Origin of the sequence: Streptomyces sp. NPDC058371 (assembly GCF_042723265.1) — a bacterium.
In the GTDB taxonomy this organism is placed as follows: Bacteria; Actinomycetota; Actinomycetes; order Streptomycetales; family Streptomycetaceae; genus Streptomyces.
The window spans coordinates 438177-453689 of record NZ_JBHXJC010000003.1; the positions used below are offsets into that span (position 1 = coordinate 438177).

Here is a 15513-nt window from a genome sequence, read left to right on the forward strand (position 1 = left end):
GCCTGCGCCTTCGCCGGCCGGGCCGGCGAGCCCGAGTGCGCCCGCCGAAGTGCGTGGCGTCGACGGCTTGTTGGCGAGAGACGGCGCCCGAGGACAGGACGATGTCCCCTGCTTGGAAGCTGCGATCATTTACTTGGGAGCTGCGATCACTTGCGGCTGGTTCGGGCGTTGACCTGGGCGAAAAGCCGGATCGCGGTCCGGTCGGCCGCCCTTACCGTGATTCCCCGCTGTTCTCCGCCTGAGCCGGTGCGGTTGTGGTGCGGTCCTGCTGGTGTGCGGCGCGTGCCGGCGTAAGCGGAGCAGGCGTCGAGTCGTTCTTGCCGGAGCTTGTCACGGCGGGCGAACTGGTTGCTTCTGTCGGTGGTGCGGTGCTGAAACGCCGGCGTGAGGCCCGAGCCGAGCACGCTCCGAGCACGTTCCGAGGACCGCCATGGCACTGGCGATGACGGTCTCCACGGTGGGGTGCCGGCTGTGTGCCCGGGCTTTCACTCGCGTTCAGGTGCGACCGGCCGCCGGTGCCGGGACGGCTTCGGGTCGCGCCTGAACGGCCGTGAACGGGACCGAACGAGACGGGAACTGAAACGGCCGCACCTTCCACCGCAGCACCGCAGCCGGCCGGCGGGTGGCTGCCCAAACCACCGCTAGGCAGCCTTGGACGGCTCCGCACGCGTGCCCGGGGCGGGCTCCTCCGCGTCCTCGAACCCGAAGGCCTCGTCCTCTCCGAAGTCCGGGGCCTGGAAGGGTGTTGTCGTCGGAGGCGGCGATACCGCGGTGGAACGGCGGGGCAGCCCTTCCGGGGCGGAGAACAGCGACGTCGGGTCGATGAGAGGTCTGCCTTTCGTTACAGCTACCTGATGGGGTTGTGCCCGCTGTGACCGGGCACAACGGTCCTAGAGCTTGGTCATCTTGCTGTACGGGCTCAAGACCCGCATCTGAACCGAGCCGAAATCCACGAGTGCCGCGATTCCGTCCTCGATGCTCACAACCCGGCCGAGGCCGTACACGTCATGTGTGACCTGCTCGCCCAAGGCGAAGCGCTTGGAAGCCGGTGTGACGGGGGCTTTGAAGGGGCTGGTAGGCAGATGACGCTTCGGTGCCGCAGGCTTTGTCATAGCTCAGTATGAGCCTACGTGTAACCCGCTCGGTGTGGTCGTCGGCACAGATCCGAATGATAACAACCGCATCACGCTCCTGACCTGGTGTTTCTCAACCGGTGCGGTCCCTGCAACTGTCACGGTTGTGCCAAGAACCTCAGTCAAGGACAGTCAGCCACGAGCACGCCGATCGATCCGACGCGCGTACGCCCCGGTGTCCCCACCCACTACCGGCCGGTGCCGTCGACCAGGACAAGCCGCGACAGCCGTCCGTCCTGGACCATCGCTGACCGTCTCGGTGCCATGATCCGCAACGCTGGCGGAGACGCCTCCGACTGTGACGGCGACGACTGAATCCGACGTAGTGGCACACGAGTGGCACGGCGCCAGAAACGCCAAAGGGCCAGCCTGGGAGGAAACCTCTCCTGAGCCGGCCCTTCTGTCTGTGCCCCGGGCAGGATCCGAACCTGCGACACCCGCTTTTCAGGAGTTCGGTCCGAGCGCGGCCCGGCAGGGTCCTTGTCCGATCGGGGCGTACGTGCCGGGTCGGGCGGATCCAGCAGGAGATCTGCGATGCGGGGGCCAGTGCTGATGCGCTGGCGGCTGTGGTGAACCGGGTCCTGGAATTGCGGGCTCAGGTCGGTGACTTGACGGTACGGCCGCGGCAGCCGGATGCGGCGGGCAGGGAGTTCGCGGACCGCGTACTGCCGGAGGCGGCGAAGCGTCTGACCGGCGGGGAGAGCGTCGAGGAGCCGGCGGCCGACCTCGCCGCCCAGGTTAAAGATCAAGTTAGGCGGTGAAAAGGGCGTTGCGTTTCGTACCGGCCGTTCCGATGATTGCCGAAGGAGCGGTCCGGATGAACGCTCCGTCGAAGCCATTCTCTGAGAAGAACACGCCCCACGCGGGCAGGACGCTCTCTAGGTGACCGCTGTCGGGATGGGCGACAGGCTCGGGAGTGGGCTCGACGCGGTGTTGGATGATGAACGGCCCGCCGACCGACTGCCGCAGTAGGTCTGTCCAAGCGCGTTCTTCGGTTTCCCAGCCTGCTACAACGCCTCGGCCCCCTTGCCCCGCGTTCGGCTTTAGGACCAGTTCCCTCCGGTGCGCTACCGCGAAGCGCATGAGATCGACGCGTTCGTCCTCGAACTCGCTTGCGCCTTCGCGCAGGAGACGGGTCCAGGGGACCATGCGGTCGATCAATTCTCGCTCAGTGCGGGAGAAGGCGTTCCGGTAACGCTGGTCGGACAGGAGGGCTATAGCAGCTTTATTTTGGGAGAGGTGGCTTGTGGGCGCCGTGTGCAGGACAAGGCCGCCCTCCTCAGATACCTGGCAGACCATCTCGTACGTTGCCTGGGCAACTGCGTCGCCGACGAGTTGGTCCACCATGAAGTAGCGCAGCATGAGATCGATCGGCCTCCCGTCAAGGTACACCCGGCCGTTCTTACGCTCCAGCTGGCTTAGTTCGCCGAAGGCCAGATCCACCCCGTACTGCTTCAGCGACGCTTGGATGGAACGGAAGGTGTTCTCCCAGGTCGAGATTGTGCCGTCCGCCTCCACAGCGGCGATGAAGGGTTCTCGGCCTTCCGATACTGCAGAGGCGGCGTGGCGCAGCAGATCTGCTCTGGAGGCCATGGTGTCCGTGAAACTGAGACCGAACTCCTCCGCGAATCCGGCGAACGGGTCCGAGTTCATGAGGGCGTGCTGCACTTGCGATATGTCCGCACCACCCAGTCCGGTGTTGACGTTGAATTCCAGTAGCTTGAACTGCGGTCCCACTCGGTATAGGTCTGCGCGCCCGGAGGTGGGGGGCGTCGCGTGGGGCAGGCGGCCGACCAGGGCTGTGCGCTCCTCATCCAATCCGATGGCCGAACAGTAGGCGTTGAGGTTCGCATCGAACAGTCGGCTGGGGAGCGATACGACGATGTCGAACAGCTCTCTAAGGTCGATCCCCAGGGTTTCCATGGCGTTCCGGTCGGCGAAGAAGGGCCGGGGTGTCATGTCGTACGCGGTACGGATGAAAGAGGGTATCGAAGCGGTCGACATCACCCTCCGGAATCGCACGTCGTTCTGACAGCGTCTGTTGAACTCGTCTGTCACTCGATCTGCTGACCTGCGTTCTACCGCCATGCTCACTCTCCGTCGTCAGATTCTTTGTGGCGCAAGCTTCGTTTGTGGCCTGTACAGCCGATCTGTCGCTCTGGCGTGATGGAGGCGGTGATTTTGTTCTTGACCTCGGTGAGCCGGTCGACGAACTCGTGTGCGTTCGCGCCGTGAACGGCGGTGATTGCGAGTGCGTGTTGTCCAGGAACGCCTCTATATGGGCTGCGCCGCTGAACCAGGGTATGCAGCTGAGGACATGGCGGTTGAACGCGAGGAGTACTTCACGGTCCGGACTTTCGTCCTGTCGCGCCGGGCACCGGCAAAGCGAGCGCCGTTGCCGGGGAGCACGAGTTCCTCGGCGAGGATGTCCGCCCTGTCCACGGCGACGCTGGAGGGCGTGGTGTAAACGGAGACGACAGCCATCGTGCCTTCTCGATCAGTTCGGTGTCGAATATTCCGTCGACGACGCAGAACCCGTTCTCACGGTAGAAATCTACCTGACTATCACTGAGGATGCCGGCCACCGAGTAAACCTTTCCTCGTCGCGCCCTTGCGGATAACGAAGATCCTTGCGGTTCAATTCCTACACGTCACGGCCACGTGCCGCAAGGCATTCAATGCCGGCCGGAGAGGCGGTTACGCCATGGGATACGCACTTTTCTGCCGGGCTTCTGCCGCTGATGCATTTCTTCGCCAAGGGATTGTGCGGATTCAAAGTGTTGCTTCCCCGCAAGCCCTTAGAGGCCCAACGGCTCTGCCTGATCCCGGCCCCGGCCTCCCCCGGACCAGCCGGCCTGACCGCTCCTGCGGCGCACCGGAATTCAATCGGGTCGACGGCAGCTCGCCCCCGGTCCCGGAGTCCATGAGGAGGATCGCGCCCGACGTCGGTCAGCAACGCCGGCAGCTCAAACCGGAGTCCGTGCGTCCCCCTCGGCCACCAGCCTCGGGGCCGTTGCCGCCATGGGCGACTCGGCGGGATCGGGGGCGATCTCAAGCCTGACCGCCGCCCGTGCGGCGGCGATGGTGCGCAGCACCGTCGCCCGGTCCGGGCCGTGGACCGAGGCGCTGACCGGGATGCACATGTTGTGGTCAGTGACCGGTACGGGATCGCCGGGCTCGAACCCGACGAGTACGTCGGCGACGCCGGGCAGCGCCCGCAGCTCGTCCAGCCCGTGCACGGCCAGCAGCGTGCCGGGGGCGTCGTCGTTGCGGACAACGACGGAGCCCAGCACGGCGCGGAATCCGTGATCCCCGTCGACCACGTTCGGACGGCGGCCGAGGTAGCACTCCACGGCCTCGTGGAAGGGTCGCAGATCGGAATGTCTGGACCACATCGGCACCGCGGGTCCGCCGGAGAAGCGGGCGGCAAGCTCGATCAGGTACACGTCGTCGCTGTCGGCGTCGCACTTGACCTCGATGTGGCCCGGCCCCACGCGGAGACCGAACGCGTCGAGCACCTGCCGGCAGAACCGCTCCACCGGACCGTGGTCCGGGTGACTGTCGTCAATCTGGACGATGTCCCACAGCGGGAAGTCGTAGTCCCGGTCGTCGGGCCGGCGGTACTCCCAGATGTCGATCAGCCTGTGCTCGCCGCCCGCGCTGCAGAAATTGACTGCGTACTCCCGGCCACGCACATACCGCTCCACCATCCATTCGGTGACCGGCGCGCCGAACAGGTCCGTCCACGTCCGGTCCAGCTTGGCCAGGTCCGCCTCGCCGCTGAGGACCAGGACGCCTGCCGACCCGGTTCCCATCGTCTGCTTCACGATGACGGGGAAGCCGATGTCCCGCGCAGCTTCCGCCGCCTCGCCGAGGGAACCGACCAGCCGGTACTCGGGGACGCGCACCCCCGCGTCGGTGGCCCTCGCCCGCATCGCCGCCTTGTTCCGCCTCGCCCATCCCAGACCCGGCTCGTTCCCCGGCAGACCGAACCGCGCGGCGATCTCGTCGGCCACGTGGAGACTGGAACCGTTGGCGGGGACCACCGCCCGGACGTCGTAGCCGGCTGCGCGGATGCTGCGGACGGCGTCATCGACGTCGTCCGCGCGCAGCGACATCGCGTCGCCGGGGTCGGCCTGCCGGTCTGCGGCCGGGGACAGACCGGTGAACAGGGAAAGCACATCGAAACCGAGGTCTCGTATGGCGATCCGGTAGTCGCGTCCGTTTCCCGACGCGGTGGGGTCGATCAGCAGGACGACGGGGTCTCTCGAGGTCACGGCATCTCTTCTCGGGCCAGGAGGGTGAAGGTCGGTACGGGCGAGGGGGGAGCTTCCCCGTGCGCGGGACCGGGTCTGTCCGGCGGATCAGGACCGTTGCGGGCGACGGTGCCGCAACGCGACACCGTCAGGATCCGAGGGCCCAGGGGGCGGCTGGCGCGCGGCCATGGCGTTCGCCGCCTCCCACACCATGTCCTCACCAGGGTGACCCCTGTCGATCTCGGCGACCGCGGCCATCAGCTCGAAGACGTCGACGTTCGCTGCCTCGGCGCACCGGCTGATCATTGGGAAGAAGCTGGAGTGCATCCGGGTGATGCCCCCGATGAGCCGGCATCCACCGGATGGCCGGTGGCGCGGGTTACGTACCCGGCCAGCGCGGCCCGCAACGCCATCGCGTTCCGATCCGGGTAGCGGTTGAGGCCACCAGTGATCGAAAGCACCGCTCCGTCGTGGCCCGCACCAGCGGCTTCGGCAGCGGGAAGGGGTTCTCGTCAACGTTCAGGCGCACCAGAACATCCCGTTCGGGAGCGCCGTAGGGGGGTCTTTCCGCGCAGCTCGTCCCGTACGGGCAGATCGTCGATGCGGGTCACCGGGAGTCCACCTTCTTGTCGGGGCGGTCGAGGAAGTCGAGGACGAGAGGGCCGACGAGGTCGAGACGCTCCTCGAAATAGGCGTGCCGGGCGCCCTGGATCAGCTCCAGGCGGGCGCCGGGGATGCGGGCTGCCAGCAGCGGTGCATTGGCGGCGGGGTTGAGCAGGTCGTCGGTGCCGTGCAGCACCAGGGTCGGGGCGGCGATGCCGGGCAGCTCGTCCCACGCGTCATGCCGGTCGCTGGCGGTCAGGTGTCCGCGCCGTGCGTGCCTCGGCATGTCCGGATCACCGAGGGTGTGGTACGGGCCGGGATGGGCGGCGAGCCAGGCAGGGGTGTACATCAGCTCCAGCAGGGCCCGGCGTGTCTGGGCCGGATCGGACCAGCTCAGGGACCTGCGGACCTCGGTGCCACGCTCGACGGCGTGACGGCCGCCGGGCGAGGTGCAGCCGAGCACCAGGGCACGTACCCGCTCGGGTCGACGGGCGGCCAACCGTTGCGCGACCCGCCCGCCCATGGAGGTGCCGTACACGTCCGCCCGGTCCACCGCCAGCTCATCGAGGACGGCGGTGAGGTCATCGGCGAACCCCTCGGTGGAGTAGGGCCCGTGCGGCTTGTCGCTCTCCCCCGTGCCCCGGTAATCGATCGTGAGGGTGCTCCGCCCGGTGAAGCCGTCGCGGACGCCGTCCCACCAGTGATGGTTGTTCGCCTGGCCGGCGAGGAGGACGAGTACAGGGCCGTCGCCTTGGAGTTGGTACGCGATGCGAGCTCCGTCCGCAGCCTCGGCGTACGGCACGGTGGCTCCTTTCGTGTGACGTGGTCGGCGATCCGCCATGGCGAGCATCTCAGTCCGCCAGCAGGCGTCACAAGGCGGGACGGGCCGGCGAGGGAGGCAGCTTCGACCACCGGCCCCTCCCCTCTGCCGCCTTCCTGCCGCCCTCTCCTTCTGCGGCCCTTCCGGGGGACCGAGCCTCTTCCGCCTCCCGGAGGTGACATGACGGAAAGCTCAACGTGAGGCGTTTCGAGCACTTCCTGCTGCCTGTGGCGAGGAGCCGCTTGCGGCGGCTTTCGCGGATCTGGGCCGAGGGCGGCTCCCGCGGCCACCTCCAGGACTGAGCACCTCGGACTCGTTCTCGACGTCGTCCGCCGGAGCGACGACGTCAGTGACTTTGAGGAAGCTCCGCTGCAGCACCAACAGGATCACCGCGTCGTGAGGCCGTCCTCGTCCTTCACCACGCATCAGCGTGGTGTTGGAGAACGTTCATTGGTTGAATTCGAAATAAGCATTTTCTGTGCATTCTCCGAGCCTCTGATTATTTACCTGGCCTTGATGATCTTGGGCCCATGTCTTGGTTTCGGCGTGGCTATCTTTACTGCTGGCGGGCCGCTTCCTCCGGAACCGGTCTTTATTTCCGGCATATAGCCAGTAGGTGGGCGTGATGTAATATCTGCCGCCGGTTCGATCATTTTCGACTTGTGGAAGTGGGGAGATGTCCGGATGGCCGGACCTAATCTGCTGTCGACCCTTGAGTGGCGTACGGAATTAAACGCCAATCGGATGGCCTTTACGTTCGCCAGACATCCGGACTCGATGGATGATTGCGACACCGTTTCTTATTCCGAACTGGATTTGCTCGCGCATCGAACGTCGGCATGGCTCGAAGAGCGGACCGAACCGGGCGATCGAGTACGGCTCACTGTTGACGGACTGTGGGCCGCGTGCCTCGACTCGTGCGCCGTCTCAGCCGGGCCGCCGCGCTGTCACGAGCCACACCGCGGCCTTGAGCGGACGCCGCGATCCGTCTCGTACGGGCGCAGAGTGTCCGGGTCGGCGCGCGGGAGAGGGCGCAGTCGACGGCGTCTCCGACGTCACGGCCCCACACCGTCTCCGGAGCGACCGGCGTCACGGTCCCCTCGCCCCAGCGCGTGAGCGACGGGGAAGGGGAACGGCATCAGCTCGGCGCACCCGGAGTCCGCGTCACCCTCCCCACGCCGGCACGCGCGCGTGCCGCTCGTCGGCGGGCGCCTCGCCGCGTGCCACGGTCTCCGCGAGCGCGTGGTCCCCGGTGGCATGCAGCAGCATGCTGTGCGCGCGCACACAGCAGGGGCAGCGATTGGCGACCGACACCCCGAGGGAGCGAGTTCGCGCATCCGCCCCACGGGGACTCATGTGACGCCGGCGTCCCGTCCGCGGTGCGGACCCCCTCCGCACCGTCCCCCACGAGAAGTGCGCCGTGCGTTTGCTTCCTCTGCAGCGCGATCACAGCGCGTGGCTGTTGACGCTTTGACGCAGGTTTTCCGTCGGCGGTCGGACGCAATACGACCCACATGCCGAACGGATTCCGCGTATTGGTTCTGCCGGATCGACTAAACCGAGTTAGGTGATCATGAACCCGGATTTCTACTCGAGGGTTGCCGACGAGTTCGGCGAATATACCAGCGGGGGGCTGCGTGCTGACGTCTTCCCGGACGGTGATCCGGAGGCTGCGTTTGACGAGCTGGCGAGGGGCCTGGGCGGTCCGGATGGCCGGCTGGTCGATGTCGGCTGCGCCGATGGGCGAAGCCTGCTGAGGATCGCCCCGGCGTTCGGAAGCGTGCTCGGCATCGACATGTCGGCGCCGATGCTGGAGTCCGCCGAGCGGAAGCGTGAGGAGACGGGGCTGGGGCACGTCAGGTTCGAGCGGCGTGATGCTTCCCGTACTGGCCTTCCTGACGGTGAGGCCGACGTGCTCACGTCCCGGCGAGGGCCGTTGTTCCCGGGCGAGTTCCGCAGGGTGCTCAAGCCCGGCGGTCATCTGATCTACATGGGCATCGGCGAGACGGACGTCCGCGAGCTGAAGGAGGTCTTCGGCCGGGGCCAGCTCTACGGCCGCTGGGACGGCAGACCGGTGATGGACGACGTGGTGGCGGAGCTCACCGGGGCAGGTTTCACGGTGGTGCTGGAGAAGGCCTTCAGGACCGAGGAGTTCTACCACTCGCCGGTCGAACTCGACCGGTTCCTGCGCCAGGTGCCGATCTTCGAGGACTACGACACGGCGGCGGACCGGGCCGCGTTCGAGCGCTATGTGGCATCGGCCCGCAGTGATCGCGGTGTCCGGCTCGACCGGCACTGGTTCGTGGTCCAGGCGAGGAGGGCGATATGACGGTCTTCGACGAACTCGAGTCCGAGGTCCGCAGCTACAGCCGGCTGTGGCCGGTCGTGTTCGACCGGGCGCAGGGCAGTCGGCTGTTCTCCGAGGACGGTCGGCCCTACCTGGACTTCTTCGCCGGCGCGGGCGCGCTCAACTACGGGCACAACAACGCCTTCCTCAAGCAGGCCCTGGTGGACTACATCGTCCGCGACGGGGTCTCCCACGCGCTGGACATGTCCACCGTTGCCAAGCGGGACTTCCTGGAGACCTTCCAGGACGTCGTCCTGACGCCGCGAGAGCTGCGGTACAAGGTGGCGTTCCCCGGCCCGGGCGGTGCGAACGCGGTCGAGGCGGCGCTGAAGCTCGCCCGGCGGGTGACCGGACGGCAGTCGGTGGTGAGCTTCACCAACTCGTACCACGGGATGACCCTGGGAGCCCTCGCGGTCAGCGGCAACGTGACGAAGCGCGCGGCCGCCGGCGTGGCCCTGACCCTGACGACCGCGATTCCCTACGACGGCTATCCGGGCATCGGGGAGAGCGGCCCGCACCATCTCGACCGGCTGCTGTCGGACCCGGGCAGCGGGCTGGACCGGCCCGCCGCCGTCATCGTGGAGACCGTCCAGGGCGAGGGCGGGCTGCAGGCCGCCGACGCGGACTGGCTGCGCGACCTCGCGGCCGTGTGCAAGCGGCACGAGGTGCTGCTCATCGTGGACGACGTCCAGATGGGCTGCGGCCGCACCGGGTCGTTCTTCAGCTTCGAGGACGCCGGGATCACCCCCGACATGGTGTGTCTGTCCAAGTCCATAGGCGGGTTCGGCCTCCCGCTGGCCCTCACCCTCATCCGGCCGGAGCTGGACGTCTGGAAACCGGGCGACCACAACGGGACGTTCCGCGGTGTCAGCGGGTCCTTCGTGACCGGAGCGCAGGCACTGCGCTCCTACTGGAGCGACGGGACGCTGGAGAAGTCCACCCGCGCCCGCGGGGAGCGGATCGCGGCGGCCCTGGGCGCCATCGCCGCCGAGCACCCCGAGGCGGGCCTGGAGGTCCGGGGAAGGGGGCTCGCGTCCGGGCTGCGGTTCGCCACGCCCGGCGCGGCCCGCGAGGTATGCGTCGCGGCCTTCGAGAACGGCCTGCTCATGGAGACGTCCGGTGCGGCCGCCGACGTGGTGAAGCTGCTGCCCCCGCTGACCATCAGCGACGACGACCTGGACGAAGGTCTCGACATCATCCGTACCTGCGTGGTCCCGGTACTCGAGCGGAGCAAGTGAGAGGTCACGGCTGTGTCAGGCAAAATTCCCGAAGTCGACCTCGAGGCGTGGCACAGGGCGTCCGACGCCGAACGCGCCCTGATCGCCGCGGAGTTGGACGCCGCGCTGCGCGACACCGGCATGTTCCTCGCGTCCGGGCACGGTGTGCCGCAAGCCGTGATCGACGACTTCCGGGCCACGGCGAGGCGGTTCTTCGCTCTGCCGAAGAAGGTCAAGTCCCAGTACGCCATCGAGGCCGCGTACGACGGCGGGTGGCTGGAGATGCATCCCCCCGGCGGGGTCGGGGTGCCGGTGAGCGAGGGCGAACAGGCCCCGAGCGCGCCGGACCTGCACGAGTCGTTCTACGCGGGGCCAGGTCACCGTACCGGCGACGAGCGGCGCGACCGGTTCAACTATCCGGCGAACCGCTGGCCGGTCGAGCTGCCGGAGTTGCGGGCGGCCGCGGAGGCGTACACGTCGCACATGGTGCGGGTGGTTGAGGCGGTCAACGAGGTGCTCGCCGTCACGCTGGGGCTGCCCGAGGGCTTCTTCACCTCGCGGGCGCGGAAGGCGACTTGGACGCAGAACGCCAGTTGGTACCCGTCGTATTCGAGCATCGGGGAGGTCGCTCGCGGTCAGTTCCGCAACGGCCCGCACACCGACCTGGGTACGGTCACGCTGCTGAGCCGTCAGCAGGGTGTGGGCGGGTTGCAGGCGTGGAACGAGGAGCAGGGCTGGTTCCCGCCGCCGTACGGCCCGGACTCGCTCGTCGTCAATCTCGGTGACCTGATGGAGCAGTGGACCGACGGTCGCTGGCGCGCGCTGAAGCACCGGGTGCTGCCGCCCAGCCCGGCGGCTCCGGACGAGGAACTGCTCTCGCTGGTCTTCTTCTTCGAGACCGACCCCGACACGTTGATCGAGCCGTTGGCCGCTCCGGTCGGTGGCGGCCGGGGGCTGTCGCCGGCGTACGCGCGGCGGAGCGTCCTGGAGAAGCTCGGTGTCTCGCCCGACTCCATTCCGGGGGCCGAAGCATGAGCAGAATCGTTACTGTCGTGTCCGGTGGGATCGACTCGGTCACCATGGCGCACCACCTCTCAGCCGAGGGTCACGACCTTCAGGTGCTGGCCGTCGACTACGGTCAACGCCACCGCAAGGAACTCGAATTCGCCGCCGCTGCCGCAGAGCGGCTCGGTGCGCCGTACGAAGAGGTCGATCTGCGCTCGCTGCGGAGCGTCATGCGCGGATCGTCGCTGACGGATCCCTCCGTGGCCGTGCCCCGCCCGGACCGGCCGGTCGGCGGGAACCCGAACATCGTGCCGAACCGCAACGCCGTACTGCTGTCGGTGGCCTTCGCGCTGGCGGTCACCGTGCGGGCGGACGCCGTCGCCTTCGGCGTCATGGCCGAGGACGTCGGCCCCTCCGACACCTCCCCGGAGTTCCTGCGGCTGTTCCTCGCAATGGAGCGAGTGGCGACCAAGGGCTCGCTCCCGCCCGAGGTCGAACTGCTCGCTCCGCTCATCGAACTGCCGAAGACCGGAGTCGTCGCCCTCGGCGAGAAGCTCGGCGTGCCCTGGGACCAGACGTGGACCTGCTTCCGCGGCGAGGACATCCACTGCGGCGCGTGCGCGGCGTGCGTGGAGCGGCGCGGAGCCTTCGCGGACCTCGGCATCACGGACCCGATGGTCTACCGCGAAGCGCGGACACCGCGGTGACCGCTGCCGGCCGCCGCACCGGTGGCCCCGACACGGAAGGAGGCGGTGCCGCGTGGAACCGGAACTCGTAGTCAACGAGATCTTCGGCCCGACCGTCCAGGGCGAGGGCCGCTCCCTCGGCCGCAGGTGCGCGTTCCTGCGGCTCGGCGGCTGCAACCTGTCGTGCTCGTGGTGCGACACGCCCTACACCTGGGACTGGACGGGAGCGGGCGACTCCGGGGTCGCGTACGACCCCCGCGAGGAGCTGCACCGCCGTCCCGTCCTCGAGGTCGCCGAGGAACTCCTCGCGTTCGGCGTCGACTTGATCGTCATCTCCGGCGGCGAGCCGCTCGGCCAGCAGAACCGACTGGTCCCGCTGGTCGAACTGCTCACGGCGCGCGGCCTGGAGATCGAGATCGAGACCAACGGCACGCACGCCGCCGACCCGGCCCTGGTGGCCGCCAAAGTCCGCTTCAACGTCTCGCCGAAACTGGCCCACTCGGGCGACCCGGTCCATCGGCGGATCGTGCCCGACGCGCTGAAAAGCCTCGCGGCGACGGACGGCACCACGTTCAAGTTCGTCTGCCGCGACACCGGCGACCTGGACGAAGTGGCCGGGCTGGTCGAGGAGTTCGGCCTCGACCAGGTCTGGATCATGCCGAAGGGCCAGACCGGCGCCGAGGTGGGCCGGCACATGGCCGAGCTGGCCGACGCGGTGATCGCACGGGGCTGGAACCTCACCACACGCCTGCACACCTTGTTGTGGGGCGACACGCGTGCTGTCTGAACGCGTGGCCGCATCAAGCGAGAAGGACGAATCGGAGATATGACGCTGCGCATCACGAAGAAGTTCGAGTTCTCCGCCAGCCACCGGCTCTCCGGCCTGGCCGAGGGACACCAGTGCGCCCGGCTGCACGGCCACAACTACGTCGTCGAGCTGGAACTGAGCGCCGATCTCACGGAACTGACGCCGACGGGATTCGTCCGTGATTACGGCGAATTGGCCCCCTTCAAGTCATGGCTCGACCAGACGCTCGACCACCGTCACCTCAACGACCTGGTGGGCACCAACCCCACCGCCGAGAACCTCGCGGTGTGGCTCTACGAGCGCTGGTCCAAGGAGTTCCCGGAGCTGACCTCCGTGCGTATCTCCGAAACCCCCAAGACCTGGGCCGAGTACCGGCCCTGAAACGCCGGCCGGCTGCCCGGAGCAGCCGCCCGTTCATCGGAATCGAGCAACGGCCGTGCCGGTCGGACTGGAGAGGTGCCTGAATGTCTGTGACGACGTGGGTGCAGGATGATGACGTCGACTCGGAGGAGCCGCGAGAGGAAGACCCATTGGTCGGACTCGCCCGGCAACTCCTCAAGGAGATAGGGGAGGACCCCGACCGCGACGGGCTGCGCGACACACCGGCGCGGTTCGCCCGCTGGTGGCGTGAGTTCATCAACTACGAGCCGGGGTCGGTCGGCACCCTGTTCGAGTCGGTCGGCACCCAGCAGCTGGTGGTCGTCTCCGACATCCAGGTCTGGTCCCTGTGCGAGCACCACCTGTTGCCGTTCAACTGCTCGGTGACGATCGCCTACCGGCCTACCGACCGGCTGCTGGGCCTGTCGAAGTTCGCCCGGATCGCCCATCGGCACGCGCACAAGCTCCAGGTGCAGGAGCGGCTGGTCTCCGAGATCGCCGAGGCCGTCACCGCGCTCAGCGGGGCGGAGGACGTGGCCGTCATCGCCAAGGGCGAGCACCTGTGCATGACGATGCGCGGCATCAAGGCGGCCGCCCAGATGACCTCGACGGCCTATCGCGGGGCCTTCGGCGGGGATGCCGGGCTGCGGGCCGAGATGTTCAACCTGCTACGCCCCTGAAAGCGATCCGCACCCTTGAGACCTATCCGGGGCCGCTGCCATGGCCCCGTACCTGGTCGCTGCCGCGGCCCAAAGGAGCATGTGCCATGGAAACACCATCGGTGTCAGGAATCGGCCGGATCTCCACTCGGCCCTCGGAGCGGGAAACGCCGATGACCCTGCTCCGCGAACCGGCCGTCGCCGCCGGTGAATCGACCACACAGAACATTCCGATCGGATTCCGGCAGGGCGGGGCCGACGACTGCGGAACGGGGGCCGCGCCCTTCGGCCGTCGCCTGCGCGACCTGCGGTTGCGGAGCGGACTGTCCCAGAAGCAGCTGGCGCGGTCCAGCACGCTCAGCGTGCGAGCGATACGCGACCTGGAGAACGGGAGGGTGCGGCACCCCCGGGCGGACTCCCTGCGCCTGCTCGCCGACGCCCTCGGTGTCACCGCCCGGCAAATGAGCCGGCTGGCGAACGACCACTCGCTCGGGCTCCTCACGGGGGCCGCCGAGCCGGCCGTGAGCGGCCCGCTCATCGGTCGGGAGCAGGAGGTGGCGGCGCTGACGACGATGCTCGGCGCCGAGCACCACCGCCTGATCACGATCACCGGGATCGAGGGCGTCGGCAAGACCCGGCTCGCACTGGAGGTGGCGCACGCACTGGAGGCGGCCGAGCAGTCGACGGTCCTCTGGCTGCCCCTCGACGACGACCGACTCCGCGGCGGAAAGCCCCCGTTGGGGGCCCCGGAGCAGCCCCCGTGGATGCGCGAGGACGTGCACCGCGGGCCCGACGTCCGGCGGCGCCTGGCCGAGACCATCGGGGAGTCGAACAGCCTCCTTGTCCTCGACGGTGCCCGGCCCGAGGACGAGTCGGCGGACACCGCGGCCCAACTCCTGGCCGTATGCCCCCGGTTGCGGATTCTCGTCACCACGAGAAACCCGGTCGACATGCCCTACGACACCCTCTTCCCCCTCGCCCCACTGCCGGTGCCCTCGTCCGACACCGAGCCGGCGGACCTGGACACGGTGGCTTCGGTGGCGCTGCTGCTCGCCCAGACGAAGCGCATTCAGCCGGCCTTCCGTCCGAATTCCCAGGTCCTCGCGGACGTCGCCCGGATCTGCCGCGCGCTCGACGGCCTTCCCGCCGCTCTCGAATCCGCCGCCCACTGGAGCCTGATCTACTCCCTGCGGCAGCTCGCCCACCAACTCACCGTCGAGCCGCTCACCGTCGCCCGACGACCCCGCGGCGACCATCAGCGACTGGACGCCTACGCGTCGGTCCAGCACACCGTCGCCACGCTGAGCGGACGCCAACGCGACCTGTTGGCGACCATGTCCCTCAACACGTCCCGTGAGACGGACGGTTACTGGTCGGTTCCGGAGGTGGCGGACGAGATGGGCCTGCCGGCCGCGGACTGCGCCGACGACATCTATCACCTCGTCATCCTCGGCATCCTCCGCCGCGTGGACCGCCACGACGTGGCGATGTTCAAGGTGCTCAACATCGTCGGCATCGCCGGACAGCACGCGATCGCGGGCCGGAACGACCTAGCCGGACAGCACACAGCCGCCTGAACCGGGCATCACCAGAAAGGACTT

At 68.1% G+C, this 15513-nt stretch carries 14 protein-coding genes; 8 read left to right on the top strand and 6 right to left on the bottom strand.

All coding sequences use genetic code 11. From position 1 onward, the window contains the following. Positions 1-890 precede the first annotated feature (890 nt). The 6 genes from ACFWM2_RS13465 to ACFWM2_RS13490 form a co-directional block, all read right to left on the bottom strand. Positions 891-1112 carry a hypothetical protein gene (locus ACFWM2_RS13465; RefSeq protein WP_383277608.1) on the bottom strand — a complete coding sequence of 74 codons (222 nt, stop codon included), beginning with the start codon at positions 1110-1112 and terminating at the stop codon, positions 891-893. A 771-nt stretch (positions 1113-1883) separates the two neighbouring features. Then, a complete protein-coding gene (locus ACFWM2_RS13470; RefSeq protein WP_383277610.1) occupies positions 1884-3191 on the bottom strand; it encodes a hypothetical protein in 1308 nt (435 codons plus the stop codon). A gap of 908 nt (positions 3192-4099) precedes the next feature. Next, positions 4100-5410, bottom strand: a complete 1311-nt coding sequence (locus tag ACFWM2_RS13475; RefSeq protein WP_383277613.1) for an ATP-grasp domain-containing protein — start codon at positions 5408-5410, stop codon at positions 4100-4102. Positions 5411-5497: 87 nt separating this feature from the next. Continuing rightward, positions 5498-5695: a hypothetical protein gene (locus ACFWM2_RS13480; RefSeq protein WP_383277616.1), complete on the bottom strand. Its 198-nt coding sequence runs from the start codon at positions 5693-5695 to the stop codon at positions 5498-5500. Positions 5696-5996: 301 nt separating this feature from the next. Beyond that, entirely contained in the window at positions 5997-6794 is a 798-nt protein-coding gene (locus tag ACFWM2_RS13485; RefSeq protein ID WP_383277619.1) for an alpha/beta fold hydrolase, read from the bottom strand. Between the two features lie 1182 nt (positions 6795-7976). After that, on the bottom strand, positions 7977-8096 hold the full coding sequence (locus ACFWM2_RS13490; protein ID WP_383277622.1) for a hypothetical protein: 120 nt from the start codon (positions 8094-8096) through the stop codon (positions 7977-7979). Positions 8097-8385: 289 nt separating this feature from the next. Between ACFWM2_RS13490 and ACFWM2_RS13495 the strand changes: the two genes are divergently transcribed. The 8 genes from ACFWM2_RS13495 (at position 8386) to ACFWM2_RS13530 (ending at position 15489) form a co-directional block, all read left to right on the top strand. Next, positions 8386-9141 carry a class I SAM-dependent methyltransferase gene (locus ACFWM2_RS13495; protein WP_383278315.1) on the top strand — a complete coding sequence of 252 codons (756 nt, stop codon included), beginning with the start codon at positions 8386-8388 and terminating at the stop codon, positions 9139-9141. Next, positions 9138-10397 carry a diaminobutyrate--2-oxoglutarate transaminase gene (ectB, locus tag ACFWM2_RS13500; RefSeq protein WP_383277624.1) on the top strand — a complete coding sequence of 420 codons (1260 nt, stop codon included), beginning with the start codon at positions 9138-9140 and terminating at the stop codon, positions 10395-10397. Before ACFWM2_RS13495 ends, ectB begins: the two co-directional genes overlap by 4 nt. A 12-nt stretch (positions 10398-10409) precedes the next feature. Beyond that, on the top strand, positions 10410-11411 hold the full coding sequence (locus ACFWM2_RS13505; protein ID WP_383277627.1) for an isopenicillin N synthase family dioxygenase: 1002 nt from the start codon (positions 10410-10412) through the stop codon (positions 11409-11411). Continuing rightward, positions 11408-12088 (top strand): 7-cyano-7-deazaguanine synthase, encoded by a 681-nt coding sequence (locus ACFWM2_RS13510; RefSeq protein ID WP_383277630.1) that lies wholly within the window; start codon positions 11408-11410, stop codon positions 12086-12088. The genes ACFWM2_RS13505 and ACFWM2_RS13510 overlap by 4 nt, the downstream gene beginning before the upstream one ends. 52 nt (positions 12089-12140) lie before the next feature. After that, positions 12141-12854, top strand: a complete 714-nt coding sequence (locus ACFWM2_RS13515) for a 7-carboxy-7-deazaguanine synthase QueE (RefSeq protein ID WP_383277633.1) — start codon at positions 12141-12143, stop codon at positions 12852-12854. Positions 12855-12893: 39 nt separating this feature from the next. Beyond that, on the top strand, positions 12894-13256 hold the full coding sequence (locus ACFWM2_RS13520) for a 6-pyruvoyl tetrahydropterin synthase family protein (protein WP_383277635.1): 363 nt from the start codon (positions 12894-12896) through the stop codon (positions 13254-13256). A gap of 83 nt (positions 13257-13339) precedes the next feature. Beyond that, positions 13340-13933 carry a GTP cyclohydrolase I gene (folE, locus tag ACFWM2_RS13525; RefSeq protein ID WP_383277638.1) on the top strand — a complete coding sequence of 198 codons (594 nt, stop codon included), beginning with the start codon at positions 13340-13342 and terminating at the stop codon, positions 13931-13933. 86 nt (positions 13934-14019) lie between these two features. After that, entirely contained in the window at positions 14020-15489 is a 1470-nt protein-coding gene (locus tag ACFWM2_RS13530; protein WP_383277641.1) for a helix-turn-helix domain-containing protein, read from the top strand. Positions 15490-15513: the final 24 nt, after the last annotated feature.